24 protein-coding genes are annotated in these 26,454 nt (G+C 72.8%); 14 read left to right on the top strand and 10 right to left on the bottom strand.

Annotation, left to right across the window (positions count from 1 at the left end; translation table 11 throughout):
- The first annotated feature begins 57 nt into the window (after window positions 1-57).
- From AC0OLQ_RS34840 to AC0OLQ_RS34825, 4 genes are read left to right on the top strand one after another with little or no spacing between them, the layout of a single operon-like run.
- Window positions 58-1,065, top strand: a complete 1,008-nt coding sequence (locus tag AC0OLQ_RS34840) for an ABC transporter permease (RefSeq protein WP_357333938.1) — start codon at window positions 58-60, stop codon at window positions 1,063-1,065.
- Entirely contained in the window at window positions 1,062-2,102 is a 1,041-nt protein-coding gene (locus AC0OLQ_RS34835) for an ABC transporter permease (protein ID WP_484529657.1), read from the top strand. The genes AC0OLQ_RS34840 and AC0OLQ_RS34835 overlap by 4 nt, the downstream gene beginning before the upstream one ends.
- A gap of 43 nt (window positions 2,103-2,145) precedes the next feature.
- Window positions 2,146-3,132, top strand: a complete 987-nt coding sequence (locus AC0OLQ_RS34830; protein WP_484529656.1) for an ABC transporter ATP-binding protein — start codon at window positions 2,146-2,148, stop codon at window positions 3,130-3,132.
- Window positions 3,129-4,235: an ABC transporter ATP-binding protein gene (locus tag AC0OLQ_RS34825; RefSeq protein WP_484529655.1), complete on the top strand. Its 1,107-nt coding sequence runs from the start codon at window positions 3,129-3,131 to the stop codon at window positions 4,233-4,235. The genes AC0OLQ_RS34830 and AC0OLQ_RS34825 overlap by 4 nt, the downstream gene beginning before the upstream one ends.
- A 59-nt stretch (window positions 4,236-4,294) precedes the next feature.
- Here AC0OLQ_RS34825 and AC0OLQ_RS34820 read toward each other — a convergent pair whose 3' ends face one another.
- Both AC0OLQ_RS34820 and AC0OLQ_RS34815 read right to left on the bottom strand, forming a co-directional pair.
- The gene (locus AC0OLQ_RS34820) at window positions 4,295-4,774 is read right to left on the bottom strand and encodes a hypothetical protein (RefSeq protein ID WP_484529654.1); all 480 of its coding nucleotides are present in this window, start codon (window positions 4,772-4,774) and stop codon (window positions 4,295-4,297) included.
- Window positions 4,756-5,412 carry an HNH endonuclease family protein gene (locus AC0OLQ_RS34815; protein WP_484529653.1) on the bottom strand — a complete coding sequence of 219 codons (657 nt, stop codon included), beginning with the start codon at window positions 5,410-5,412 and terminating at the stop codon, window positions 4,756-4,758. Before AC0OLQ_RS34815 ends, AC0OLQ_RS34820 begins: the two co-directional genes overlap by 19 nt.
- Window positions 5,413-5,521: 109 nt before the next feature.
- On the opposite strand from AC0OLQ_RS34815, the gene AC0OLQ_RS34810 reads away from it, so the two are divergent.
- Window positions 5,522-7,003, top strand: a complete 1,482-nt coding sequence (locus AC0OLQ_RS34810; RefSeq protein ID WP_484529652.1) for an MFS transporter — start codon at window positions 5,522-5,524, stop codon at window positions 7,001-7,003.
- Between the two features lie 25 nt (window positions 7,004-7,028).
- Window positions 7,029-7,241 (top strand): DUF1737 domain-containing protein, encoded by a 213-nt coding sequence (locus tag AC0OLQ_RS34805; RefSeq protein ID WP_484529651.1) that lies wholly within the window; start codon window positions 7,029-7,031, stop codon window positions 7,239-7,241.
- Window positions 7,242-7,285: 44 nt separating this feature from the next.
- Here AC0OLQ_RS34805 and leuA read toward each other — a convergent pair whose 3' ends face one another.
- Entirely contained in the window at window positions 7,286-9,037 is a 1,752-nt protein-coding gene (gene leuA / locus AC0OLQ_RS34800; protein ID WP_484529650.1) for a 2-isopropylmalate synthase, read from the bottom strand.
- Between the two features lie 238 nt (window positions 9,038-9,275).
- Window positions 9,276-10,547 carry an MFS transporter gene (locus AC0OLQ_RS34795; protein WP_484529649.1) on the bottom strand — a complete coding sequence of 424 codons (1,272 nt, stop codon included), beginning with the start codon at window positions 10,545-10,547 and terminating at the stop codon, window positions 9,276-9,278.
- 78 nt (window positions 10,548-10,625) lie between these two features.
- Between AC0OLQ_RS34795 and AC0OLQ_RS34790 the strand changes: the two genes are divergently transcribed.
- Window positions 10,626-11,612 carry an ArsR/SmtB family transcription factor gene (locus tag AC0OLQ_RS34790; RefSeq protein WP_484529648.1) on the top strand — a complete coding sequence of 329 codons (987 nt, stop codon included), beginning with the start codon at window positions 10,626-10,628 and terminating at the stop codon, window positions 11,610-11,612.
- A 19-nt stretch (window positions 11,613-11,631) separates the two neighbouring features.
- On the opposite strand, the gene AC0OLQ_RS34785 is transcribed toward AC0OLQ_RS34790, so the two are convergent.
- Together AC0OLQ_RS34785 and AC0OLQ_RS34780 are read right to left on the bottom strand one after the other, a co-directional pair.
- A complete protein-coding gene (locus AC0OLQ_RS34785) occupies window positions 11,632-12,162 on the bottom strand; it encodes a nitroreductase family protein (protein WP_357333956.1) in 531 nt (176 codons plus the stop codon).
- 85 nt (window positions 12,163-12,247) lie between these two features.
- The gene (locus tag AC0OLQ_RS34780; protein WP_484529647.1) at window positions 12,248-13,030 is read right to left on the bottom strand and encodes a hypothetical protein; all 783 of its coding nucleotides are present in this window, start codon (window positions 13,028-13,030) and stop codon (window positions 12,248-12,250) included.
- Between the two features lie 239 nt (window positions 13,031-13,269).
- Between AC0OLQ_RS34780 and AC0OLQ_RS34775 the strand changes: the two genes are divergently transcribed.
- The gene (locus AC0OLQ_RS34775) at window positions 13,270-14,535 is read left to right on the top strand and encodes an aspartate kinase (protein WP_357333960.1); all 1,266 of its coding nucleotides are present in this window, start codon (window positions 13,270-13,272) and stop codon (window positions 14,533-14,535) included.
- 5 nt (window positions 14,536-14,540) lie between these two features.
- A complete protein-coding gene (locus AC0OLQ_RS34770; RefSeq protein WP_484529646.1) occupies window positions 14,541-15,599 on the top strand; it encodes an aspartate-semialdehyde dehydrogenase in 1,059 nt (352 codons plus the stop codon).
- A gap of 111 nt (window positions 15,600-15,710) precedes the next feature.
- Here the strand turns inward: AC0OLQ_RS34770 and AC0OLQ_RS34765 are convergent, their stop codons facing one another.
- Window positions 15,711-17,087, bottom strand: coding sequence for a diguanylate cyclase (locus AC0OLQ_RS34765; RefSeq protein ID WP_484529645.1), 1,377 nt, complete (start codon window positions 17,085-17,087; stop codon window positions 15,711-15,713).
- Between the two features lie 223 nt (window positions 17,088-17,310).
- Between AC0OLQ_RS34765 and AC0OLQ_RS34760 the strand changes: the two genes are divergently transcribed.
- Together AC0OLQ_RS34760 and AC0OLQ_RS34755 are read left to right on the top strand one after the other, a co-directional pair.
- Entirely contained in the window at window positions 17,311-18,090 is a 780-nt protein-coding gene (locus AC0OLQ_RS34760) for a phosphodiesterase (protein WP_484529644.1), read from the top strand.
- A gap of 7 nt (window positions 18,091-18,097) precedes the next feature.
- A complete protein-coding gene (locus AC0OLQ_RS34755) occupies window positions 18,098-18,595 on the top strand; it encodes a hypothetical protein (RefSeq protein ID WP_484529643.1) in 498 nt (165 codons plus the stop codon).
- Between the two features lie 318 nt (window positions 18,596-18,913).
- On the opposite strand, the gene AC0OLQ_RS34750 is transcribed toward AC0OLQ_RS34755, so the two are convergent.
- Entirely contained in the window at window positions 18,914-19,717 is an 804-nt protein-coding gene (locus AC0OLQ_RS34750; protein WP_484529642.1) for an alpha/beta fold hydrolase, read from the bottom strand.
- Between the two features lie 287 nt (window positions 19,718-20,004).
- Between AC0OLQ_RS34750 and AC0OLQ_RS34745 the strand changes: the two genes are divergently transcribed.
- Window positions 20,005-21,747 (top strand): bifunctional metallophosphatase/5'-nucleotidase, encoded by a 1,743-nt coding sequence (locus tag AC0OLQ_RS34745; RefSeq protein ID WP_484529641.1) that lies wholly within the window; start codon window positions 20,005-20,007, stop codon window positions 21,745-21,747.
- A gap of 67 nt (window positions 21,748-21,814) precedes the next feature.
- On the opposite strand, the gene AC0OLQ_RS34740 is transcribed toward AC0OLQ_RS34745, so the two are convergent.
- On the bottom strand, window positions 21,815-23,095 hold the full coding sequence (locus tag AC0OLQ_RS34740) for an MFS transporter (RefSeq protein WP_484529640.1): 1,281 nt from the start codon (window positions 23,093-23,095) through the stop codon (window positions 21,815-21,817).
- A gap of 110 nt (window positions 23,096-23,205) precedes the next feature.
- On the opposite strand from AC0OLQ_RS34740, the gene AC0OLQ_RS34735 reads away from it, so the two are divergent.
- Window positions 23,206-23,679, top strand: a complete 474-nt coding sequence (locus tag AC0OLQ_RS34735; RefSeq protein WP_484529639.1) for a hypothetical protein — start codon at window positions 23,206-23,208, stop codon at window positions 23,677-23,679.
- A 16-nt stretch (window positions 23,680-23,695) separates the two neighbouring features.
- Here AC0OLQ_RS34735 and AC0OLQ_RS34730 read toward each other — a convergent pair whose 3' ends face one another.
- Window positions 23,696-24,808 (bottom strand): calcium:cation antiporter, encoded by a 1,113-nt coding sequence (locus AC0OLQ_RS34730; RefSeq protein ID WP_484529638.1) that lies wholly within the window; start codon window positions 24,806-24,808, stop codon window positions 23,696-23,698.
- 402 nt (window positions 24,809-25,210) lie between these two features.
- On the opposite strand from AC0OLQ_RS34730, the gene AC0OLQ_RS34725 reads away from it, so the two are divergent.
- Window positions 25,211-26,377, top strand: a complete 1,167-nt coding sequence (locus AC0OLQ_RS34725) for an MFS transporter (protein WP_484529637.1) — start codon at window positions 25,211-25,213, stop codon at window positions 26,375-26,377.
- Window positions 26,378-26,454: the final 77 nt, after the last annotated feature.

Genomic DNA, 26,454 nt, shown 5'->3' with positions numbered 1-26,454 from the left:
GGCTCTCTCTCCCGGCCCGGGCCGACCCGCTGTTACCGAGAATCTGGTGTGTGAGAGATGTTGCGAGTCATAGTTCGCCGCCTGCTGCAGCTGGTGGTGACCCTGATAGGGCTGTCCGCGCTGGTCTTCGTCTGGCTGCGGAACCTCCCCGGCGGCCCGATCGAGGCGCTGCTCGGTGAGCGGGCCACGCCGGAGCGGCGCGCCCTGCTGGTGAAGGCCCTCGGCTACGACCAGCCGATCCTGGTGCAGTACGCCAAGTTCATGCAGCGGCTGCTGACCGGCGACTTCGGCAACTCGATCCGGAGCGGTGACCCGGTCACCGAGGTGATCGGCCGCGCCTTCCCGGCCACCATCGAGCTGGCCGCGGCCGCCATGATCATCGCCATCGGGCTCGGCGTGCCGCTCGGCTACATCGCCGCCCGGCACCGCGGCCGGCTGCTCGACAACCTGAGCATCGCCGGAACGCTGCTCGGCATCTCGATCCCGATCTTCTTCCTGGGCTATCTGCTCAAGGACGTCTTCACCCAGAACGTGCACTGGTTCCCGCCCTCGGGCCGGATCAGCACCGGGGTGGACAACACCGACGTGACCGGCTTCTTCGTCCTCGACGGGCTGCTCACGCGGGAGTTCGACGCCGCCAGCGACGCGCTGTGGCACCTGATCCTGCCGGCGCTGACCCTGGCCACCATCCCGCTCGCGGTGATCGTCCGGATCACCCGGGCCAGCGTGCTCGACGTGCTCAACGAGGACTACGTCCGCACCGCCGAGGCGAAGGGCCTGCGGCACAAGACCATCCGGGGCCGGCACATCCTGCGGAACGCCCTGCTGCCGGTGGTCACCACCATCGGCCTGCAGACCGGCGCGCTGCTCTCCGGCGCGGTGCTCACCGAGCGGGTGTACAACTGGGGCGGCCTCGGCACGCTGATCTACAACTCGATCAGCGGCGGCCGCGACTACCCGGTGCTCCAGGCGCTGATCCTGCTGGCCGCGCTGGTCTTCGTGCTGGTCAACCTCCTGGTCGACCTCTCCTACGCCTTCATCGACCCGAGGGTGCGTGTGCGATGAGTGACCCGATCACCCGGCCCACCGTGGGCACTCCGCGCGAGAGCGTGGACCCCGCCGCCGTCGAGGAGAAGCGCGAGGGCACCCTGCCGCGCGGCATCGACCGGCTCGGCGAGCGCAAGCGCGCCCGGCTGGAGCAGCTGGCCCAGTCGACCGCCGAAAAGGGCGGCGTGAGCCTGGTCCGGGACGCGTTCCGCCGGCTGCGGCGCAACCCGACGGCGATCGTCGGCGCGTCCATCGTGGCGCTCTTCGTCCTGGTCGCGATCTTCGCGCCGCTGCTCGCGCCGCACGACCCGGCGCAGCGCTTCGACGAGCTGACGAAGAACCTCACCGTCGACAACATCCCCGGCGCCAGCAGCGAGTTCCCGCTCGGCTCCGACCCGCTCGGCCGGGACTTCCTGTCCCGCATGATCCACGGCAGCCGGCAGACCCTGTTCGTCGGCGTGCTCGCCACGCTCATCGGGTTGGCCCTGGGCGTGCTGGTCGGCGCGATCGCCGGCGCCTTCGGCGGCTGGGTCGACAACATCCTGATGCGCTTCACCGACGTGATGCTGGCCCTGCCGGCCCTGCTGCTGGCGATCAGCCTGGTGGCCATGGCCAGCCGGTCCAGCCAGTGGACGGTGATCATGGCGGTGGCCATCGTCAACGTGCCGATCTTCGCCCGGCTGCTGCGCGGCTCGATGCTCGCGCAACGGGAGAGCGACCACGTGCTGGCCGCCCGGGCGCTCGGCGTCAAGCAGGGGTCGATCGTGCTGCGGCACATGCTGCCCAACGCGATGACCGCCGTGATCGTGCAGGCCACGCTGACCCTCTCCACCGCGATCCTGGAGGCGGCGTCGCTCTCCTTCCTCGGTCTCGGTGACCCGGACATCAACCGGGCCGAGTGGGGCCTGATGCTCGGTGTGGACGGACAGCGCTACTTCGAGGTCCGGCCGGAACTGGCCTACTTCCCGGCCGTCGCGATCATCGTGGTCGCGCTGGGCTTCACCCTGCTGGGTGAGGGCATGCGCGAGGCGATTGACCCGAAGAGCCGGCGGTGACGGCGATGGGGACAACGGACCAGCACGGTGAGGAAGTGACCCGATGAGCCTGCTCGACGTACGCGATCTGAGCGTGGTGTTCCAGCGGCGCGGTGAGCGGCCGTTCACGGCGGTCGACAAGGTCAGCTTCAGCGTGGAGCCGGGGCAGACCGTGGGCCTGGTCGGCGAGTCCGGCTGCGGCAAGAGCGTGACCAGCCTGGCGATCATGGGCCTGCTGCCCCGGCGGGGCAACAAGGTCACCGGCGAGGTCAACTTCGACGGCGCCGACCTGCTGAAGCTGCGCCCGGACGACATGCGGGACCGGCGCGGCCGGGACATCGGCATGATCTTCCAGGACCCGCTCTCCTCGCTGAACCCGGTCGTGCCGATCGGCACGCAGGTGGCCGAGGTGCTGGAGCGGCACCGCGGGATGGACCGCAAGGCGGCCATGAAGGAGGCCCGGGAGCTGCTCGACGCGGTCGGCATCCCCGACCCGATGCGGCGGCTCAAGGAATATCCGCACCAGATCTCCGGCGGCATGCGGCAGCGCGCCCTGATCGCCACCGCGCTGGCCTGCAAGCCGCGGCTGCTGATCGCGGACGAGCCGACCACCGCGCTGGACGTGACCATCCAGGCGCAGATCCTCACCTTGCTCAAGCAGCTCGTCGACGAGACCGGCACCGCCCTGATCATGATCACGCACGACCTGGGCGTGGTGGCCGGCCTCTGCGACACGGTCAACGTGCTCTACGGCGGCAAGGTGGTGGAGCGGGCCGCCCGGCACGAACTCTTCGCCCGGCCGCGGCACCCGTACACGCACGGGCTGTTGAGCTCGGTGCCGCGGCTGGACTCGCCCCGGGGCGAGCGGCTGCACGCCATCCGCGGCTCGGTGGCCGACAACATCCCGTGGGTCGAGGGGTGCGCGTTCGCCCCTCGCTGCGACAACGTGGTGGACGCCTGCCTGGAGGGCACGCCTCTGCTCGAACCCACCGCGACCGGCGGCGACCTGCGCTGCAACAACCCCGTTTCCGAGGAGGTGGCGGTGCCGTGACCGAGTCGACCGAGCGGACCGGACCACTGGTCGAACTGCGCGACGTCAAGGTCCACTTCCCGATCAAGAGCGGCGTGCTCTTCGACCGCACCGTCGGCCACGTCTACGCCGTCGACGGCGTCTCGCTCTCCATCAACAAGGGCGAGACGTACGGGCTGGTGGGCGAGTCGGGGTGCGGCAAGTCCACCCTCGGCCGGGGCCTGCTGCGGCTGGTCGAGCCGACCGACGGCGAGATCGTCTTCGACGGCACCGACATCCGCGCGCTCAAGGGCGAGTCGATGCGCCGGATGCGTCGCCGGATCCAGATGATCTTCCAGGACCCGCTGTCCAGCCTCGACCCCCGCCAGTCGGTGGAGTCGCTGCTGGTCGAGGGCCTCAAGGCGCACGGCCTGGCCAAGGACAAGGCGGCCACCACCAAGCGGCTCCGGGAAGCGCTCGCCGCGGTCGGCCTGCCCGCCTCGGCGCTGCGCAAGTACCCGCACGAGTTCTCCGGCGGGCAGCGGCAGCGCATCGGCATTGCCCGGGCGCTGGTGCTCGACCCCGACCTGATCGTCGCCGACGAGCCGGTCTCCGCGCTGGACGTGTCGATCCAGGCGCAGGTGATCAACCTGCTGGAGGAGCTGCAGAACGAGCACGGCCTGACGTACCTGATCATCGCCCACGACCTGGCGGTGGTCCGGCACATCGCCGACACGGTCGGGGTGATGTACCTCGGCGGCCTGGTGGAGGAGGCGTCCAGCGACGACCTCTACCGGGAGCCGATGCACCCGTACACCAGGGCGCTCATGTCGGCGGTGCCGGTGCCGGACCCGCAGGTGGAGGACCGGCGGGAGCGGATCCTGCTCGCGGGCGACCTGCCCTCGCCGACGAACCCGCCGCCCGGCTGCCGGTTCCACACCCGCTGCCCGTGGGCCCAGCCGACCCGGTGCGCCGAGGAACGGCCGGCGTTGCGCGAGGTGCTGGGCGGGCACCGGGTGGCCTGCCACTACGCGGAGGACATCGCGGCCGGCCGGATCCGGCCGCACGAGGTGGAGCCGGAGCTGGTCCGGCCGGACGACGGCGCGGCGCCGGGCGACACCGGGGAGCTGATCCCGACCCCGTGACGTGACGACGCGAGGCCCCTTTCCCCGAGCGGGGAAGGGGCCTCGTCGCGTCCGGCGGGTCAGCCCTCGGGGCGGTTGAGCAGGGCCACCGCGACCGTGTGCACGGCGTCCAGCGCGGCCGGGTCGGCCAGCGGCACCCGGCCACCGGTCACCGCGTACCACTCGTCGGCGTCCTTGTACTGCACCCGCAGGGTGACCTGGCCGTCGGCGTACTCGGTGCGCAGCGTCAGGTCGCCGGTCACCACGCCGGCCTCGTCGGTCATCACCCCGCCCGGGCCGGCGGTGATGTCGCTGGTCCGTTCCTGCGCTCCGGGCGCCGGCGGGGCCGCGGCGGGCGCGGTCGGGGTGGCGTCGGCGGACATCCCGGCCCCGGAGACGTCGGCGGGGGCGGCCGGCATGCCGTCGGCCGTCATTCCGGCCGAGGTCGGGCCGGGCACGGTCCCGCCGCCGGCGGCCGCCGCGGCGTCCCCGCCGGTCGCGTCCGGCGTCCTCTCCGGCGCCGGTGCGCCGCCGGCCCCGGTCACGGCTTGTTCGCCCATGTGCAGCCCTCCAACATGTCGGTGAGGGCGGCCTTCTCGGCGCTGGTCACCGTCAGCCGCCAGTAGTGCTTGACCGCCACCCAGTCCGCGGCGTACTGGCACCAGAACGACCGGTTCGCCGGCTTCCACTGGGACGGGTCCTGGTCACCCTTTGCCCGGTTGGAACGGAGGGAAACCGCGATCAGCTGCGGCCGGGTCAGGTCGTTGGCGAAGTCGCCGCGCTTCGAGTCGTCCCACTCGTCGGCGCCGGAGCGCCAGGCGTTGGCCAGCGGCACCATGTGGTCGATGTCCACGTCGGCCGGATCGGTCAGCGTCAGCCCGTCGTACAGGCTCTCCCAGCGGCCGCCGACCACGTTGCAGCCGGAGAGCTTGATGCCCTCCCCGTCCCGCTGCAGCACGCTGTCCCGCACGTCGCAGTTCTTGCCGGTGTCCCGCCAGTGCGGGAAGTGGGTCCGGCTGTAGCCCTTCATCGAGCCGGCCGCGGCGACGGTCAGCTGACCGAGCTGCTGGTTGACGTTGCCAGCGCTGCTGGGCGGCACGTCCGGCTCGTCGACCGGCACGCAACCGGCCGCGCCGAGGGTGAGCACCGCGGTGAGCGCGACGGCCAGCCCGGCACGGACTCCTGATCTCGTACGCACAGACGACACCTCTCCAGCTTGCGGGCTCCGGGCGAGTCCGCACAGTACCCGGGCGACGGTTTCCGTGATTCGTGGCATCTGAATGGGGGGAGCGGCAGAGTGGTTACCCATGACGGCACCCGCTCCCGCGCTGCGTATCGGCTCCGCCGCCGGGCACGGCACGCTGCTCGCCGCGATCCTCGCCTCCGGCATGGTCTTCATCGACAGCACCGTGGTCAACGTGGCGCTGCCCCGGCTCGGCGCCGAACTGGGGGCCACCGTCGCCGGTCTCCAGTGGACCGTCAACGGCTACCTGCTGATGCTGGCCGCCTTCGTGCTGCTCGGCGGCGCGCTCGGCGACCGGTTCGGGCGGCGGCGGATCTTCCTGCTCGGGGTGGTGTGGTTCGCCGTGGCGTCGGTGCTCTGCGGGCTGGCCCAGGGAACCGGCTGGCTGATCGCGGCCCGGTTCCTCCAGGGCGCCGGCGGGGCGCTGCTCACCCCCGGCTCGCTCTCCGTGCTCCAGGCCAGCTTCCACCCGGACGACCGGGCCAGGGCCATCGGCATCTGGTCCGGGCTCTCCGGGGTGTCCACCGCGATCGGCCCGCTCCTCGGCGGCTGGCTGATCGACGCGCTCTCCTGGCGGTGGATCTTCTTCGTGAACCTGCCGCTGGCCGTCGGGGTGGTGCTCGCCGCGCTGCGCTGGCTGCCGGAGAGCCGGGACGAGGCCACCTCGCGTACCGGGGCCGGCCGGCGGTTCGACGTGGCCGGCACGCTGCTCGGCGCGCTGGCGCTCGGCGGCGTCACGTACGCCCTGATCGACGCCCCGGCGCGCGGCGCCGGCTCCCCGGCGGTGCTGGCCGCGGCGGTGGTCGGCGTGCTCGGCGCGGTGGTCTTCGTGCTGGTCGAGCGGCGCCGGGGCGACACCGCCATGCTGCCCACCGGGCTGTTCAGCAGCCGGCTCTTCTCGGTGCTGAACATCTTCACCGTGGTGGTCTACGCGGCCCTCGGCGGGTTCACCTTCTTCCTCGCCGTCTACCTGCAGAACGTGGTCGGCTGGTCGGCGCTGTCCACCGGGCTGGCCACCGTGCCGATGACGCTGCTGCTGCTGGTCGGCTCGGCCCGGGCCGGCGCGCTCGCAGCCCGGATCGGCCCCCGGCTGCCGCTCGCCGTCGGCCCGGTGGTCGCCGCGGCCGGCCTGCTGCTGCTGCGCCGGGTCGGCCCCGGGGCGTCGTACTGGGTGGACGTGCTGCCCGGGGTGCTCCTGTTCGGCGCGGGGCTCACCCTGGTGGTCGCCCCGCTGACCGCGTCGGTGCTGGCCGCCGTGGCGGACCGGTTCGCCGGGGTGGCGAGCGGCTTCAACAACGCCGCCGCCCGGGCCGGCGGCCTGCTCGCGGTGGCCGCGCTGCCGCTGCTGGTCGGCCTCTCCGGCAGCGGGTACGCGCAGAAGACCGCGCTGGCCGACGCGTTCCGCGGGGCGCTGCTCTGGTGCGCCGGCCTGCTGCTGGCCGGGGCGGTGCTGGCCGGGCTGCTGATCCACCGCCCGCCGCGGACCGCGCCCGGCGCCCAGCCCTGCCCTTCGCTGCCCGTCGCGACGCCGCCGGACCGGCGGTGACCGGTAATGCTGTTAGCGTCGGGTCATGGGTGATCAGGAGAGTGGGACGCCGGCCCGGCTGCGGTACCGGCTGCTCACCGGGCCGGACGACGCCGACTTCTGCCGCCGGGTCAGCGAGGCGCTCGCCGACGGCTACCGGCTGCACGGCTCGCCGGCGGCCACCTTCGACGGGCAGCGGGTGATCGTGGCGCAGGCGGTCGTCCTCGACGACGGCAACCCCACGGTCGTACCGGTCTGACCGGCTGGCCGGGCCCCAGCGCGCGGGACCCGACCAGCCGTCGGTCAGCTCCGGGCGCGGTTGACCGCGCTGGTGACGGCCTTGATCGAGGCGGTCACGATGTTGGCGTCCACCCCGACGCCCCAGACGGTCCGGCCGTCCACCTCGCACTCCACGTACGCGGCGGCCTGCGCGTCCCCGCCGGAGGAGAGCGCGTGCTCGTGGTAGTCGAGCACCCGTACCGCCACGCCCAGCGACTGGAGCGCGTTGACGTACGCGTCGATCGGGCCGTTGCCGACCGCGGTGAGCGGCTGCACCTCGCCGTCGTGGCCGATCCGGGCCTCGATCTCGACCTTGCCGTCGGCGGTGCCGATGGCGTAGCCGTCCAGGGTGACCGCCGGGTCGACCTGGTGGTCGACCAGGTAGTTGCGGGCGAAGATCTCCCACATGGTGCCCGGCTCCACCTCGCCGCCGTCGTGGTCGGTGACCTGCTGGACCACGCCGGAGAACTCGATCTGGAGGCGGCGCGGCAGGTCGAGCTGGTGCTCGGACTTCATGATGTACGCGACGCCGCCCTTGCCGGACTGCGAGTTGACCCGGATGACCGCCTCGTAGGTGCGGCCCAGGTCCTTCGGGTCGATCGGCAGATAGGGCACGGCCCAGGTGAACTCGTCGACCGGCACCCCGGCGGCCGCCGCGTCGGCGTGCAGCGCGTCGAAGCCCTTCTTGATCGCGTCCTGGTGCGAGCCGGAGAAGGCGGTGTAGACCAGGTCCCCCGCGTACGGGTGGCGCTCGTGCACCGGCAGCTGGTTGCAGTATTCGACGGCGCGCTTCACCTCGTCGATGTTCGAGAAGTCGATCATCGGGTCGATGCCCTGGGAGAACAGGTTCAGCCCCAGCGTGACCAGGTCGACGTTGCCGGTGCGCTCGCCGTTGCCGAACAGGCAGCCCTCGATCCGGTCGGCGCCGGCCAGCAGGCCCAGCTCGGCGGCGGCCACCCCGGTGCCCCGGTCGTTGTGCGGGTGCAGGCTCAGCACCAGGCTGTCGCGGCGGGGCAGGTGCCGGTGCATCCACTCGATCGAGTCGGCGTAGACGTTCGGCATGGCCATCTCGACGGTGGCCGGCAGGTTGACGATCAGCTTGCGGTCCGGGGTGGGGTCGACCACCTCGATGACCTTGGCGCAGACCTCCAGCGCGTACTCCAGCTCGGTGCCGGTGTACGACTCCGGCGAGTACTCGTAGTGGATGTCGGTGTCCGGGGTGTGGATCTCCGCGTACTTCTGGCAGAGCCGGGCGCCGGTGGTGGCGATGTCGGTGATGCCGTCCCGGTCGAGGCCGAAGACCACCCGGCGCTGGAGCGTCGAGGTGGAGTTGTAGAAGTGCACGATGGCCCGGCGCGCGCCGCGCAGCGACTCGAAGGTCCGGTCGATCAGGTGCTCCCGGCACTGGGTCAGCACCTGGATGGTGACGTCCTCCGGGATCAGGTCCTGCTCGATCAGCTGGCGGACGAAGTCGTAGTCGGTCTGGCTGGCCGACGGGAAGCCGACCTCGATCTCCTTGTAGCCCATCTGCACCAGCAGCTGGAACATCCGCCGCTTGCGCTCGGGGGACATCGGGTCGATCAGGGCCTGGTTGCCGTCGCGGAGGTCCACGGCACACCAGCGGGGTGCGGCCTCGACGCGGCGGGTGGGCCAGGCGCGGTCCGGCAGGTCGAACCGGAACTGCTGGTGGTAGGGCAGGTAGCGCTGGAACGGCATCCGGCTGGGGCGCTGCCGGGCGATCGGATCGGTCTCAGCGTCGGTGACAGGTTGAGCCATCTCGGAGTGCTCCCTGGGAACATGTGGCGTCAGCAGATCGGAAGGTGTCGGCGAGTTGCCGGGCGACGGTGCGCGGCGGTGCCGAGAGGAAGTTCGGATGTGCTGGACGGCGCGGTTCAACTCCGCGACGAGGTGCCGGCCGGTCAGGCCTCGTCGCGGCAGCCAAGGAGAAGGTGCGCCCGCCACATGACAAGGTCACCCTACGTGGCGAGGTGGGTCGTGGGAAGCCAGGTCCGGACTATGGGACCGGTGTCACCGACTTTTCGGGGGCTGCGACACCCAGCCGCGGCGTCCGCTCGGCCCAGCCCACCAGGGGTACGAGCGCCAGCCCGGCCAGCGCGAAGATCGCCGCCGTCGGGAACCAGCCCCAGCCGCCGGTGGTCACCCCCAGCGCCGTCAGTCCCGCCGGGGCGATCAGGTACTGCAGCTGAGTGCCGAGCCGGAACGCGCCCACGTACGCGCCGCGGTGGGCGGCCGGCGGCAGGGTGGCGGTGAGCCCCCAGGTGCCAGCCGACTCGACCAGCTCGGCCACGATCAGCAGCGTCGCGGCGGCCACCAGCACCACCAGGGTGAGCGTGCCCCGGGTCACCGCGGAGATCGGCAGGACCAGGCAGAACAGGGCGATCAGCAGGGCGCCCCGGCGGGACGCCCGGGCCGCGCCCGGCGCGGTGTCGGCGCCCCGGCTGGCGCGTACCTGGAGCAGCACGATCAGGACCGTGTTGAACAGCACCAGCCCGGCGATCACCGTCTTCGGGGCGTCGGTGTGGGTGAGGATCCAGAGCGGCATCACCGTCAGGTAGAGCGTCTGGTGCGCGGTGAGCAGCCCGGAGACCAGGGACACCGCCAGGAACGGGCGGTCCCGCAGCACGGCGAGCCGGCTCATCGGCTCGGCCGCCCGGGCCGCCTGCGGCAGCCGGGGCAGCCGCCGCACGAAGAGCGCCGTCACCAGGAAGACCGCCGCGATGAACCAGACCATCCCCCGGTACGCCGCGATCGTGTCCACCGCCAGCACCAGGCCGCTGATCACCGCACCCAGCCCGAACCCGACGTTCAGCAACGAGCGCTGGTAGGCCATCGCGGTGACCCGTTCGGCCGGGGGGAGCGCGTTGATCGAGTAGACCTGCACGGCCACGCCCGTCGCGGCGTGCACGGCGGCCAGCGCCACCACCACGGCAAGGAAGCCGGCGAAGCCGCCCACGAACGGGTAGGTCGCGAAGAGCGCCGCCTCCAGCACCAGCCCGACGACCCAGACCCGCTGCGGTCCGTACCGGTCGGTGAGCCCGCCCAGCGGCACCGTGCCCAGCAGCGACACCCCCGCCGCGATGGACAGGCCCAGGCCCACCTGGGCGGCGCTGAGCCCCAGCGCCCGGGTGAAGAAGACGGCGCTGCCGGCCTGGAACAGGCCGTTGCCGACGGCGTAGACCATGGCCTGCACGGCCAGGGCGCGGGTCAGCCCGGCCGGCGGTACGACGTGGCTGACGGCGGTGCGGATGGTGTCTCTGGCCCCCATGGCGGGTGAGTGAACCGTGCCCCCCATGGTCCGGTCGAGCCTTTTAGGCTGGGCCGAATCCTGCCTGCGGGGGTGCGCGTGTCCGAGTTGCGGTTCAGCCTGGCCGACGTCGCGGGAGTGCGGTTCGCCGTCTCGCCGGCCAACGAGACGGTCATGAGCATGTGGGCGCTGGCCGATCCGGTCCGCTACGCCGTGCACCTGCCCTGGATCGACCGGTCCCGGCTGACGCTGCGCCGTCCGGAGGTGGCCGATCGGGTCCGCCCGCTGGTGGAGCTGACCCGGCCGCGCCGCTGGCTGCCCGACTTCCTCACGCCGGCGGCCCGGCCGGACCTGGAGATGACCGAGCAGCTCGAGCAGATCGCGGCGACGCCGCCGGACGTGGTGGTCCAGGACCTGCTGGCGACCACCCCGCGAGGGCCGCTGAGCCCGTTCGGGCAGGCGCTGCTCGCCGATCCCCGCGGGCTGCTGCCGCAGCTCGTCGACGCGGTGCGGGTCTGGTACGACGAGGCGATCGCCCCGGACTGGACGCGGATGCGGGCGCTGCTCGACGCCGACGTCGCGTACCGCGCCGCCCAGCTCGCCGAGGGCGGTGCCGGTCGGCTGTTCGGGCAGCTCCACCCGAGCCTGCGCTGGCTCGGTGACCGGGTGGTCAGCGATGACCCGTTCGAGCGGGACTTCGACCTCCGCGGGCGGGGGCTGGCGCTGAACCCCAGCGTGTTCGCCGACCGGCGGGTGCTGTGGAACCTGCTGGAGGACTCGCTGCCGGCCGGGGCGTACCCGGTCCGGGCGGTCGGGACGCTCTGGGAGGCGCCCGAGGCGCGGCCCGGCGACGCGCTGGCCCGGGTGGTCGGCTCGGGGCGGGCCGCCCTGCTGCACCTGCTCGACACGGCGGCCACCACCACCGACCTGGCCCGGCGTACGGGGATGTCGGGCGGGAACGTGTCGCAGCACCTGGCCGCGCTGCACGCCGCCGGCCTGGTCTCCCGGTCGCGGGAGGGCCGACACGTCCGCTACCGCAACACCGACGCCGCGGCGGTGCTGCTCCGGGCCAGCCGCGGCGGGTGACCCCGGCCGGGCCGGGCGATCAGGCGAGGAGAAGGTCGGCGAGCGGCCGGCGCTGGCGCAGCCCCGTCTCCCGGTCCCGCAGGTCCTCGGGAAGTGCGAACGGGTCGCCGAGCCGGCCGACCGCGACCACCACCGTGGGCCGGATCCCGACCGGCAGGTCCAGTTCGGTGGCGAGGCCGGCCCGGTCGAAGCGGGTGAGCTGGTGCACGTGCAGGCCGAGCGCGGTGGCCTGCACGCTCAGGTGGGCGACGGCCTGCCCCAGGTCGTAGGCGGCCCGTTCCGGGTCGCCGCCGGTGTGGGCGACGACGACCAGGGCGGAGGCGTGGCGGGCCCAGCGCTGGTCGTCGGCCGGGAGGCTGACGAGGATCCGCTTCCACGTGTCGTCCTCCCGGTGCCCGAACGCGAACCGCCACGGCTGGGTGTTGCCGGCGGAGGGTGCCCAGCGGGCGGCCTCCAGCAGGGAGGTGGCCTCGTCGCCGGTGAGCATCGCGGCCGGGTCGAAGGCGCGTGGGCTCCAGCGGAAGGCGAGCAGCGGGGTGAGGTCGGGCATGCGGGTAAGCGTCCCAGATGGGCGTTTTGCCCCTGTGGCAGCCCCCGGCAGATGTGGCCAAGAGCACCCGTAACGGACACAGGGGTCAGGGCGTTCCCGCGCTCGGGCTGTCGGTCGGCGACGGTGCCTCCCGGCTCACCGGCTCGCCCTCGGTGACCGGCCCGGCCAGCGGCACGGTGGCCGGCGCCGCACCCGGCTCGCCGCTCAGCTTCAGGGTGCCGAACGCGGCCCGGACCGCCGCCGGGGTGCCGTCCGGCCGGTAGCAGTAGATGCCCACGTCGAGCGGGGCGTTCAGCGAGGCCGAAGTCGACTCGACCGAGTAGCACTCGCCGCTCACCCCGGGCAGCGGGGCGGCCGGCGACACCGCGAGCGGGGCGCGCCGGTCGGTGAGCACCTCCAGCCAGTCGGTGAACGGGTGCTGCACCCGCGGGTCCAGCTTCCGGGGCACCGCGTCGTCCGCGTCGCCGAGGCGTACGCAGCCCGCCGGCTGCGCCCAGCCGGCCGAGGGCAGGGCGCACTGGAAGAGCCCGTCCGCCGTCGCGGCGAGCGAGACGTCGACCGCGCCGCCCTGCCCCCACCCGGGCACGTCCACCCGCCAGGTGCCGTCGTTCGCGCTGGTCACCGCGATCGTCCGGGCCGTTCCGTCAGCCGGCTCGAAGGCGTACGTGGCGGTGAGGTGCCGGTCCTGCGCGGCGGCGGCCAGCGCGGCCAGCTCGTCCCGGGCGGCGTCCACCTCGGCCGGGACCGGGTCGGCGGCGCTGGTCGGGGCCGGGCTCGGCGGGTTGGCGGTGCAGGCGGCCAGGAGCGCCGGCAGGGTGAGCGCCAGGGCGCCGGTCAGCCGCCGGGCCGCGCGTCGGTGTGCGTGCACCGGGACATTCTGCGGTGCCGGCGGGGTCGGGGGAGCCCGCCGTCCGGGTGTTCCGGTCGGCGTGTCGCGCGCCCCGGCCGGCTCCGGTGACCCGCCCCACCCCGGGCCGGATGGTGGGATCACCCGACCCGGCGCTGTGCGCCGCCCGATACCCTGGGGAGGTCTGACACGCGCCGCCGGACCGAAGTACCGGCGGCGTCGGCACGCTCAGGGTCGTCGCTGGGAGGGAGTGCACCGTCGTGGCACTCGTGGTGCAGAAGTACGGCGGGTCCTCCGTCGCCAACGCCGAGCGGATCAAGCGGGTGGCTGAGCGCATCGTGGCCGCCCGCAAGGCCGGCGACGACGTGGTCGTGGTGGTCTCCGCCATGGGGGACACCACCGACGAGCTGCTCGACCTGGCCAACCAGGTCAGCCCCCTGCCGCCCGGCCGCGAGCTGGACATGCTGCTCACCGCCGGGGAGCGGATCTCCATGGCGCTGCTCGCCATGGCCATCCACAACCTGGGTTACGAGGCCCGCTCGTTCACCGGCTCGCAGGCCGGCGTGATCACCACCTCGGTGCACGGCCGGGCCCGGATCATCGACGTCACCCCGGGCCGCCTCAAGGGCGCGCTGGACGAGGGCGCGGTGGTCATCGTGGCCGGCTTCCAGGGCGTCTCGCAGGACACCAAGGACGTCACCACGCTGGGCCGGGGCGGGTCGGACACCACCGCCGTCGCCCTCGCGGCCGCGCTCGACGCGGACGTCTGCGAGATCTACACCGACGTGGACGGCGTCTTCAGCGCCGACCCGCGGATCGTGCCGAACGCCCGGCACATCAAGCACATCACCTACGAGGAGATGCTGGAGCTGGCCGCCTGCGGTGCCAAGGTGCTGCACCTGCGCAGCGTCGAGTACGCCCGGCGCGCGGGGTTGCCGATCCACGTCCGTTCGTCATACTCGACCAACACCGGCACGATGGTCACCGGATCGATGGAGGACCTTCCTGTGGAACAGGCACTGATCACCGGGGTCGCCCACGACCGCAGCGAGGCGAAGATCACCATCGTCGGGGTGCCCGACGAGCCGGGCGCCGCCGCGCGGATCTTCGACACCGTGGCCGGCGCCGAGATCAACATCGACATGATCGTGCAGAACGTGTCCACCGAGGGCACCGGCCGCACCGACATCTCGTTCACGCTGCCCAAGACCGACGGCCCGACCGCGATGGCCGCGCTCAGCAAGATCCAGGAGCCGGTGAAGTTCAAGGGCCTGCTCTACGACGACCACGTCGGCAAGATCTCCCTGATCGGCGCCGGCATGCGCTCACACCCCGGTGTCGCGGCCGGCTTCTTCGCCGCCCTCGGCGCGGCCGGGGTGAACATCGAGATGATCTCCACCTCGGAGATCCGGGTCTCGGTGGTCTGCCGGGACACCGACCTCGACAAGGCGGTCCGGGCCATCCACGACGCCTTCGACCTGGGCGGTGACACCGAGGCCGTCGTCTACGCCGGCACAGGGCGGTAGCGCGGATGTCGTCGCTGCCCACCCTCGCCGTGGTCGGAGCGACCGGTGCCGTCGGCACGGTGATGTGCCAGATCCTCTCCTCCCGCCGCAACGTCTGGGGCGAGATCCGGTTGCTCGCCTCCGAGCGCTCGGTCGGCCGCCAGATCCAGTGCCGGGGCGAGTCGCTGACCGTCCAGGCGCTCACCCCCGAGGCGTTCGACGGCGTGGACGTGGCGATGTTCGACGTCCCGGACGCGGTCTCGGCCGAGTGGGCGCCGGTCGCGGTCAGCCGCGGCGCGGTCGTGGTGGACAACTCCGGCGCGTTCCGGATGGACCGGGACGTCCCGCTGGTCGTCCCCGAGATCAACCCCGAGCAGGTCCGCAACCGGCCGAAGGGGATCATCGCCAACGCCAACTGCACCACCCTGGCGATGATCGTGGCGATCGCCCCGCTGCACCGCGAGTACGGCCTGCGCGAGCTGGTCCTCGCCTCCTACCAGGCGGTCTCCGGGGCCGGGCAGGCCGGTGTGGACGCGCTGCACGCCCAGCTCGGCAAGATCGCCGGCGACCGGGTGCTCGGCTCCCGGCCGGGTGACGTCCGGCAGGCGGTCGGCGACGAGCTGGGCCCGTTCCCCGCGCCGCTGGCGCTCAACGTGGTGCCCTGGGCCGGCTCGCTCGCCGACGGCGGCTGGTCGTCCGAGGAGCTCAAGATGCGCAACGAGTCGCGCAAAATCCTCGGATTGCCGGACCTCAAGGTCTCCGCCACCTGCGTCCGGGTGCCGGTGGTGACCGGGCACTCGGTCGCGGTGCACGCGGTCTTCGCCACCGAGGTGGACGCCGAGGGGGCCCGCGAGGTGCTGCGCAACGCGCCCGGCGTGATCCTGGTCGACGACCCGGCCGCCGGCGAGTTCCCGATGCCGATCGACGCGGTCGGCACCGATCCGTCCTGGGTGGGCCGGATCCGCCGCGCCGTCGACGACCCGCGCGCCCTGGACCTCTTCGTCACCGGCGACAACCTGCGCAAGGGCGCCGCCCTCAACACCGCCCAGATCGCCGAACTCCTGGCCCGGGAACTGACCCGCTAAGCCCCGCCAGCCCCCTCGTCGCGCCGATCTTGCACTTTGTGCCCGGGCGAACCGGGTGCAAAAGGGCGACGCGTGGGCCGAAAGTGCAAGATCGCGCGAGGGGTGGGTCGGTCAGGCGGCGGAGAGGTGTACGCCGTCGCGGCCGTGGCGCTTCACCGCGTAGAGGGCCTGGTCGGCGCGGCGCAGGGTCCGTTCGGGGGTCTCGCCGGGGCGGGGCAGGGCGACGCCCACGCTGATCGTCCGGCCGGTGCGGCGGGCGGCCTCGGTGAGCCGCTCGGCAATCCGCACGGCCTCCTCTGGGCGGCTCACCTCGATCACCGCGACGAACTCGTCGCCACCGGTCCGGTACAGCTCGTCGCCCTGGCGCAGCGCCCCCTCCAGCGCCCGGGCCAGCCCCACCAGCAGCCGGTCGCCGGCCTGGTGGCCGTACGTGTCGTTGACGTCCTTGAAGCCGTCCACGTCGATCGCCAGCAGGGCCGTACGCCCCGGCGTGGCCCTCGCGATCCGCTGCCCGAACGGCCCGGTGTGGCGCAGCCCGGTGAGCGGGTCCGAGCTGGCCTGCTCGCGCAGCCGGGCGAGCGTACGCAGCCGGTCGAGGCAGGTCCACGCCTGCCCGGCCAGCAGCTCGATCAGGTTGACCGTGGTCGGGTCGGGCCGCAGCAGCCGCTCGTCGGCGACCAGCAGCGCCCCGCCGCCGTCCGGCGGGCCGACCGGCACCGCCACCAGGGTGCGCGCCCCGGCCCGGGTCAGCGGCAGGTAGTCCTCGGTCGGCGGATGCCCCGCCTCGCCCAGCGTGTACGCCGAGCCGTGCCGGTGCGCCCGGGCGATCATGCGGCCGAGCGCTACCGGGCCGGCCTCGCCCAACTCGGCCCGGATCCGGGCCTCCAGCGCACCGGGGGTGCTCGTGGGCGCGCCCAGCCGGGTGTCGCGCCGGCCGGCGAGGATCAGCACCGCGGCGGAGAGGGCCGAGACGTCCCGGGCCGCGGTGATCGCGGCGGTCATCAGGTCCCATTCGGTGGGGGCGGTGGTCATCGCCGCGGCGTGCCGGAGCAGCTTCTCGCTGCGGCTCTCGGCCGGCGGACCGCCGAGCGCCCCGATCCGCGCGCCGAGCCGGTCGGCCAGCCGCTGCGCGGTCCCCCGCCACCGCTCCAGCTCGACCGGGCCGCTCCACTGGAGGTCCAGCACCCCGAGTGCCCGGCCCGCCCGGTCCCGCACCGGCACGCAGATCTCGGCGGTGACGTCGGGGCGTACCGGGAGGTAGTCGGGGTCGGCGGTCACGTCGGGGACGGTGGCGGCCTCGGCGGAGTCGTAGACCCGGCCGACGATGCCAGTCTTCGGCGGGACGGTGGAGAAGACCTGCCAGGCGCCGGTGGCGGCGACGCACCGGAGCCGGTCGTGGACCTGGAGCAGGATCGAGATCGTCGCCGGGGTGTGCCGGGCGAGCGCCGAGACGGTCCACTGGCACGCCTCCAGCGCGGTCGACGCCATCGGAAGGCGGACCGTGACGTCTCGGACGACTCGCTCGTGATCCACGTCGTTCCTGCTGGGAGGGGCCGGGGGGCGCGATCAAGGGTACCCAGCGTGGGAGCCGACGACCTTCGTACACATGTGCTGTCCACAGGCTGTGGGCGGGGCCTGTGGGTGGAGTGGGGCCGCGCGACGGGGGTCGGCGGCGATAGCGTGAGGGCCCCGGGCTCGTCAGGAGGCGCCGATGCTCATCGCCCAGCTCAGCGACCCGCACGTGACCACCGGCCCGCTCGCCGCCGAGCAGGCGTCGGGGCTGCACCGGGCGCTCGGCCGGGTGCTCGCCCTGCGCCCCCGGCCGGACTGCGTGGTGATCACCGGCGACCTGGTCGCCAACGGCCGCCCCGACGAATACCTGGCCCTGCGCGACATCATCGGGCGCTTCCCGCTGCCGGTCCACCTGGCCACCGGCAACCACGACGACCGGGAGTCGCTGCTCGACACCTTCGGCGGCACCCCCTGCCTGGCCGGCGGCTTCTCGGCCTACTACCACGTCGACCACGAGGACGGGACGCTCGTGGTGCTCGACTCCCTCGCAGTCGGCGACGACGCCGGGCGGCTCGGCGACGATCAGCTCGGCTGGCTCGACGGGGTGCTCGCCGGCCGCGCCGAGGTGCCCGCCGTGGTGTGCCTGCACCACCCGCCGGTGGCGGTCGGCGTCCCGGCCATGGACGCCATGGGGCTGACCGACGCCGACGCTCTCGCCGAGGTGATCGGGCGCCACCCCCACGTGGTCCGGGTCGCCGCCGGGCACCTGCACCGGCCCGTGACCAGCGCCTTCGCCGGCACCGTGCTGACCACCGCGCCGAGCACCTGGATGCAGGTCAGCCTGGCCATGACGGCGGAGGAGGAGATCGGCTGGGTCGCCGAGCCGACCGCGTTCCTGCTGCACCGGGTCGTCGACGGTGGCTGCGTGACGCACACCGTCCAGGTCAGCCACGCCGCCGGGCGGACCTGCTGGTTCTGAACCCGGCGTGGAGCGGCTTCTCTGGTACGTGGCGTACGACTCGAACCTGCACGCGGCGCGGCTCGACCGGTACCTGCGCGGCGGGCGCCCGCCCGGCGGGCTGCGCACTTACCCGGGCTGCCGGGACTGCCGACCACCGCGCCGCACGGTCGCCGGGGCGATCCCCGGCGGCGTCTACTTCGCCGGTGAGTCGCGGGCCTGGACCGGTGGGATGGCGTTCTACGACCCGGAGCTGCCCGGTCGCGCGGCGGTGCGGGGCTACCTGGGGACGGTCGAGCAGTTCGCCGACATCGCGGCACAGGAGATGTACCGGCCGCCCGGCGCCGACCTGGACCTCCGGGACGGCACCACGCAGCCCGTTCCCCTGCCCGCCGGTGCGGATCCCGAGTACGGCCCGCAGCCGGTCCTGATCGACGATGTGGGAACGATCCACGGAGCGGTGCACCCGACCGAGCCTGTTTCGGGCCGCTACCAGGACGTGCCGACGGTCTGGCGCTGCCACTGAGGCCGAGCCTTCGGCCGGATGCGACCGACGGAACGGCGGATGTCGGCCACCGATCGGTCGTGTTCGACTCCGCCGCGGATGTATTTACCGCCGGGAAGGTTGCGCGAGCAAGATTCTCCGCGTGACATGAAGGGGTCGTACGCGAGGCACCCGAGGGGGTCGGCTGCCTCGATCGACATCCGATCGTGGATCAGCAGGTGCCGCACCCTCCTGCTGGTCCGCCCTGCGCACGGCGCCGGCGCCCTGATCCCTGGGGGCCGGCGCCGTGGGCGTAGGACGGGTCGCCCTTTCGATCCGCAGGGACCCGCGCGACCGGACTCAGCCCAGCAAGGCGTCGCGCAGTGCGGGGGCCAGCACCTCCGGCGGCACCTCGTGGAAGCCACCCGCCAGGCTGAGGTGGGTGGCCCCGGGGATCACCTCGGCGGTCGCCGCGGCCGCGTCGCGCAGCCACGGCGGACTGCCGGTGCTGTCCAGCACCACGGTGGGTGCGGTGATCGCCGTGAGCCGGTCCGCGGGCAGCTCGCCGTAGCCGGTGACCGTGGTGTCGTAGGCCAGGGTGTGTGCCAGCCCCGCCATCCAGGCCCACTCCGGGGCGTCGCGCATCCCGGTGACCGCCTCGGCCGGCACGCCGACCGCGTCGGTCAGGAAGAGCGCGACCGCCTCGTCGCGCCGGCCGGACGAGACCAGCTCGCTCAACCGCTCGGCCAGCCCGGGCTTGCGGCCGCCGTGCGGGCCGGCCTGGAACGGCGGCTCGAAGAGCGCCAGCCCGCTGACCGGCACCCCCTCGGCCGCGGCGTACGCGGCGAGGATCGCGCCGGAGGAGAGGCCGTAGAGGCGGGGGCCGCCGCCGGCCCGGTCGATCAGGGCGGCCACGTCCTCGATCTCGCGCTGCACCGTGTACGGCCCGGTGTCGCCGCTGTCGCCGCGCCCCCGGCGGTCGTAGCCGTAGACCGTGAAGTCGGCGGTGAGCGCGGCGGCCAGCGGGCGGGTGGTGCTCCGGTCGTTGAAGGCCCCGCCGACCAGGACGATCGGCGGACCCTCGCCGGCCGTCTCGTACGCGATCGTGGTGCCGTCGGCGGAGCGAACCGAGTCCACCGTCCAGTTGGTGCCGTTCGACGTCATGGCTACTTTCCTACTGCACACCGGTGACAACGGGGCGGCGTGAAGGATTTCACCTGCCCGTCATGTCGGACTCGTCGGGCAGATCGGCACAGGTCGCCGTCCATATTCACCATTCCGCTGAGCCGCTCCGGTCGACCTCTCGCCCGGCGGGTGAGAAGCTTGCCCCCGGTGAAGCGGTGTCCCCCGACTGCCGCCTTCCGCGATCGACCCCCTGTCACGGCACGGATCAGGGTCGCCGGGCGAACCATCGCCCGGACACCAAGCGCCGGTATCTCACGAGGAGTTCCATGTCCGTCCCCGGGATGCGCCGCCGGACCGCCGTCGGCCTGGCCGCACTCGCCGCGACCGCGTTCACCGCGGTCGCCGTACACCCTGACCAGGCCGAGGCCCGTCCGAAGCCGGTCGACGTCAAGCTGCTCGCCATCAACGACTTCCACGGGAACCTCGAGCCGCCGACCGGCTCCAGCGGCACCATCGACGGGAAGACCGCCGGTGGCGCGGAATACCTGGCCACCCAGCTCAACATGCTGCGCGGCACCACCGAGGAGGAGCGGGAGCACACGATCACGGTCGCCGCGGGTGACCTGATCGGCGCCTCGCCGCTGCTCTCCGCCGCGTTCCACGACGAGCCCACCGTCGAGGAGATGAACCTCGCCGGGCTCGAGTTCACCAGCGTGGGCAACCACGAGTTCGACGAGGGCGCGGCCGAACTGCTCCGGATGCAGAACGGCGGCTGCCACCCGGTGGACGGCTGCGGCGACGGCACCCCGTTCGAGGGCGCCAACTTCCAGTACCTGTCGGCGAACGCCTTCAAGACCGCCACCGGCAACCCGCTGCTGCCGCCGTACGGCATCAAGAAGGTCGACGGCGTCAAGATCGGCTTCATCGGGATGACCCTGGAGGGCACCCCGCAGATCGTCAGCCAGCAGGGCGTCGCCGGCCTCTCCTTCGCCGACGAGGCGGAGACCGCCAACAAGTACGCCCGCATCCTGCGCGCCCAGGGCGTGCAGGCCATCGTCGTGCTGCTGCACGAGGGTGGCGTGCAGAACGGTGGCGGCATCAACGACTGCGTCGGCTTCAGCGGCCCGATCGTCGACATCGCCAACCGGATGGACCCGTCCATCGACGTGATCGTCAGCGGGCACACCCACGCCGCGTACAACTGCAACATCAACGGCAAGCTGGTCACCAGCGCCAGCTCCTTCGGCCGCCTGGTCACCGACATCGACCTGAAGGTCGACCGGGGCAGCGGCGACATCGTCAGCGCGTCGGCGAACAACGTCGTGGTCACCCGGGACGTCCCGAAGGACCCGGCCAGCACCGAGCTGATCAACCGGTACAAGACGGCCCTCGGCCCGGTGGCCGACAAGGTCGTCGGCGAGACCACGGCCGTGCTCACCAAGACGCCGGAGAACCTGTACCAGACCGGGACCGACGCCAACGGCAAGCCGACGTACATGTTCGGTGAGTCGCCGCTGGGCAACGTGATCGCGGACGCCCAGCTCGCCGCGACCGACAACGAGCAGAACGCGGTCGCCGCGTTCATGAACCCCGGTGGTGTCCGCGCCGACCTCGACGCCGGCCCGGTCACCTACGCCGACGCGTTCGCCGTCCAGCCGTTCACCAACAACCTGGTGACCCTGGACCTCACCGGCGCGCAGCTCTACTGCCTGCTGGAGCAGCAGTTCACGGTCAGCAAGGTGCTGTACGTGTCCTCGACCGTGCACTACGTCGTCGACCCGGCCGGCACCACCGCGCCGGCCACCGCGCCGTGCAGCGGCACCCGGGTGGTCCGGGGCAGCCTGACCATCAACGGCACTGCGGTCAGCGACACCGCGACCTACCGGGTCACGGTGAACAACTTCCTCTCCGGCGGTGGTGACGGCTTCAGCGTCCTCACCGGTGGCACCAACGCGGTCACCGGCATGATCGACCTGGACGCCTTCACCGCGTACCTGACCGAGAAGTCGCCGGTCTCCCCGCCGGCGCTGAACCGGATCCAGACCACCGCGGAGGTCCCCGCCGCCTGACGGCCGACCGTACGACGACGGGCCCCGGGGCGGATGCTCCGGGGCCCGTTCGTGTGTCGGCGACGGTCTAGGCGGGCGCGGGCTCCGGCTCCCGGAGCGGCGCGGCGGCACGGCCGTCCTGGGCGGCGGTGAGCAGCCGGCGCAGCGACAGGGCCAGCACCGAGGCGGTCAGGCAGCCGCCCACCACGACCGCCACCCAGAGCCGGCCGTGTGCCGCGCCGATCAGCGGGCCCGCGGTGACCGGGCCGATCACCCCGCTGATCCCGAAGATCATCGAGCTCATGGCGTTGTACCGGCCGCGCAGCTCGTCGGTGGCCAGCGCGTTGGTCAGCGCCGGCATCACCGGCGACAGCATCGTCTCGCCGAACCCGAAGATCGCCGAACAGGCCACCACGCCGAGCGCCGCGAGCAGCGCGTTTCCCGTGCCCACCACGCCGGCGGCGCCGAGGACCAGCCAGGCGGTCGCGAAGACCGCGCCCACCGCGGCGAGCGCGCCGGTGCGGCTGCGCCCCTCCATCCGGCGGATCACCAGCAGCTGGGAGAGCACGATCATCACGGTGTTTCCGGCCAGCGCCCAGGCCACCACCCGGGGCGACACCTCCACCACCCGCACCGAGTACGCGGCGAAGCCCACCTCGATCTGCGCGTAGCCGCAGGTGGTCAGGACCAGGCCGAAGAGGACCAGCCGGCGGAACGGCCGGTCCCGCAGGACGGTTAGGTAGCCCCCGGCCCCCGGTCCGGCGTCCGCCGCCCGGGCCTCGGCCAGCCGGTGCCCGACGTGCGGCAGGGTGAGCAGGATGAGGCCCGGCATCAGGTAGCTCACCGCGTCGAGCACGTAGATGGCCTGGAAGGTGACCGGGCGGGCCACGTCGACCACCGCGCCGGAGATCAGGCCGCCCACGCCGATGCCCAGGTTGAGCAGGGCGAAGTTCAGCCCGAACACCCGCTGCCGCTCACCGTCGTCGGTGAGCGAGGCGAGGATCGTGTTCTGACCGGCCCAGATCGCCGAGCTGCCGATCGCGATGAGCGTCATCACGCCGAAGGCCGACGCGGTCGAGTCGACCAGTGCCAGTGAGCCGGTGCCGATCGCCTCGACGATCAGGCACGGCAGCACCACCCGACGGGCGCCGAACTTGTCGATCAGCGTGCCGCCCAGCGGCGACAGCGCCAGTGTCACCGCCCCGAACCAGCCGATCACCAGGCCGGCCCGGGCGTCGCTCAACCCGCGTACGTCGGTGAGGTAGATGAAGAGGAAGGGCAGGGTGAGGCCGCGCCCGACGGCCGACAGCAGGGTGCCGATCATGATCCGGCGGGCTTCGGGACGGGCGGGTAGGGCGCGGCGCAGCATGGCTGCATTCTTGGCGGTGGGTATGACGACCCGCGACCGGATTAGCGCCGGTTACGCGCTCGGCAGAGCCGGCGGGTGAGCAAGCTAACCCCGTCTGCCATGCTGGCGCGGTGACCACCACCTGGCGCCACCTGCCCGCCCCGGCGCGCGAGATCGCGCAGGCCGCCACGGAGGCCGTCGGCGCCGCGCAGGGCCGGGACGCGGGAGCGTACGAGCCCGCGGTCGAGCGGCTCGCCGCCGCGGACCGGGCCGGGCTGGTGCTCGGCGGCGTGGTCCGGTTGCTGCTGGAGGAGAGCCACCCGGACGGGCTGGACGGCGACGACGTCCGCCAGGTGCTGGAGCGCTGCGCCCGGTCCACCGCGCCCTGGCTGCCCGACGTCGACCCGCACGTGCTGCTGGTGCTGCTGGCGAGCGCGCTGGGGGTGTACGACCCGGGCGACGACGACGCACCACCGGATCCGGGCGCGATCGCCCGGCACGCCCCGCTGCTCGTGGCCGACCTGCTGGCGGCCACCGGGCGGCCCCTGGCCGACTACCTGTCGGCGGCGTTCGCCGAGGTCGCCCGCACCGAACTGCAGGACTGACCGCCTCCGGCGCCGGTCACGGGCTGGCGGCGAGGAAGACGAACGCGGCGAGCAGCACCAGGTGCACCCCGCCCTGGAGCACGGTCGCCCGGCCCGGCACGACGGTGAGCACGCCGGTCACCGCGGTCAGCGCGAGCAGCGCCAGCTGGGTGCCGCCCAGGCCCAGCAGCAGCGGGCCCTCCAGCCAGATCGAGGCCAGCGCGATGGCCGGGATGGTCAGGCCGATGCTGGCCATGGCCGAACCGAGCGCCAGGTTGAGGCTGATCTGCACCCGGTCCCGGCGGGCCGCCCGGGCGGCGGCGAGGGTCTCCGGCAGCAGCACCAGCAGCGCGATGATCACGCCGACGAACGCCTGCGGCAGGTTGGCCGCCTCGACGCCCGCCTCGATCGTCGGGGAGATGGACTTCGCGTCCCCGACCACCGCGACCAGGGCGACGACCAGCAGTGCCAGGCTGGCCAGGGCGGTACGCGTGGACGGCGGGTCGGCGTGCCCGTCGCCGTCGGCGTCCTCGGGCATGATGCTGCCCTCCTGCGTCACCGGCAGGAAGTAGTCGCGGTGCCGGCCGGTCTGCACCATCACGAACAGGCCGTACAGGGCGAGCGAGGCGACCGCCGCGAAAGCCAGCTGCGCGGGGGAGAACTCCGGGCCGGGCCGGCTGGTGGTGAAGGTGGGCACGACCATGCTGAGGGTGGCGAGCGTGGCCACGGTGGCCAGCGCCCCGCCGGTGCCTTCGGGGTTGAACACCGCCACCCGCCGGCGTAGCGCGCCGAGCAGCAGCGACAGCCCGAGGATGCCGTTGCAGGTGATCATCACGGCGGCGAAGACGGTGTCCCGGGCCAACGCCTGCGTCTTGTCACCGCCGCTGACCATCAGCGTGACGATCAGACCGACCTCGATCACGGTGACCGCCACCGCGAGCACCAGCGAGCCCAACGGCTCGCCCACCCGGTGCGCCACCACCTCGGCGTGGTGCACGGCCGCCAGCACGGCCCCGGCGAGCAGCGCGGCCACCACCATGACCAGCGGGCCGGGCAGGTGCCGGTCCCAGGTGGCCGCGAGCACCACGATCGCGATCAGGGGTAGGAGGGTGGTCCAGTCGGTCAGGCGGGAGCGGATCTTGGCCGGCATGACATCAACCTTGCCAGGCGAACGGATCAACCGTCCGTGGCCGGACGCGTGCGGCCCGTTCCGTGGCCGGCCACCGGCGGTCGCGGCCGCATCCGCACACTGCGGCTGATCTTCGTCCGGGGGCCGTTACGGCGCCACGCAGCCCTCCTGCCGACGCAAACAAATCTAGCATCTGATGATCATTACCGGTATCGGGCGAAAGGGGCATTACAACTCAGGGCCGGTCTCGCTAGATTCGCCGAGCTCATCAAGGGGAAGGATCGCAACCTTTTGCAGGCTCTACAGAATCAACGGACCAGCCAGCCTTCCGGACAGGACGCGGTCGACGACGACGGGCGGGAACGGTCGAGGTTGATCCGACGCGGACTGATTCCTGAGACGCGTCCTCAGCAGATTCTCGCGTTGGCGACGTTCGTCAACATGATCGGCAGCGGCGTCTTCATGGTCAGCGCCGCGCTCTTCTTCACCCGCGTCGTCGGGCTCCCGTTGGCTCAGGTCGGCCTGGGGTTGGGCGTCGCTGCCGGCGTCGGCCTTTTCGCCGGCGTGCCGATGGGGCATCTGGCTGACCGGCGAGGCCCGCGAGAGATCTACCTGTGGATGCTCGTCATTCAGGGTGTGGCCATGGCGGCCCTGGTGCTGGTCCAGTCGTTCTGGCTGGTCCTGGTGGCGCTGTGCATCGGGGAACTCGCCCGGTCAGCTGGCGGAGCGGCGCGTGGCCCGTTGGTCCGGGGAATCGGCGGTGCCCAGCTCACCAGATACCGCGCATACCTACGCTCGGTGGCCAACCTCGCGGGGAGTTGCGCCGCCGTGGCAGCCGGCTTCGCCGTGCAGTTGGACACGCGCCCGGCCTACCTGACCCTGGTGATGGCCAACGCGCTCAGCTTCGTGGCCAGTGCCGCGATCATCGCGATGCTGCCGTCACTGGCCCCCGTGCCCGCGCCGCCGAGGGCCAACCGCTGGGAGGTGCTGAAGGACCGGGGGTACGTCGCCATCACCGTGCTCGACGGCATCATGTCGATTCACCACCAGGTCCTGCTCTTCGCCCTGCCACTCTGGATCATCGGACACACCACCGCACCCCGGTGGCTGGTTGGCGCAGCGGCACTGGTCAATACCGCTCTGGTGGTACTGCTCCAGGTCAGGGCCAGTCGAGGCGTCGATGACAGCGTCACCGCCGGGAAAGCCATGCGCCGTTCCGGGGTGGCGTTCTTCCTCGGCATGGCCGCGATCGCCGCGGCGGCAGGACTTCCCTCGTGGCTCGCGCTCGCCGGCATCGTCGTTGGCATCCTCGTGCACACGATCGGCGAACTCTGGCACACCGCCGGCTCGCTGGAACTGCGATTCAGCCTCGCTCCCGCGCACGCCCAGGGGCAGTACATGGGGCTCTTCGGGCTCGGGGCCGGCCTGGCGAACATGCTGGCTCCCGCCGTACTGGCACTGTTCTGCATCACCTGGGGAGTGCCCGGTTGGCTCGTGCTCGGCGGGGTGTTCATCCTGGCGGGCCTCGTGACGCCGTACGTGGTGCGGTGGGCGGAGCGGTCCCGTCCGAACGCGGAGCAACCCGCCTAGCCCGCCTGGCCGTCGCGTGGCGACCTGAAGCGTGCGGTGTGATCGGGGTCGCAGGGCGATCGCGTCGATTGCCTTCC

The organism is Micromonospora sp. Utrum1, from assembly GCF_057197805.1.
This window is presented reverse-complemented; position numbering and strand designations above follow the sequence as displayed.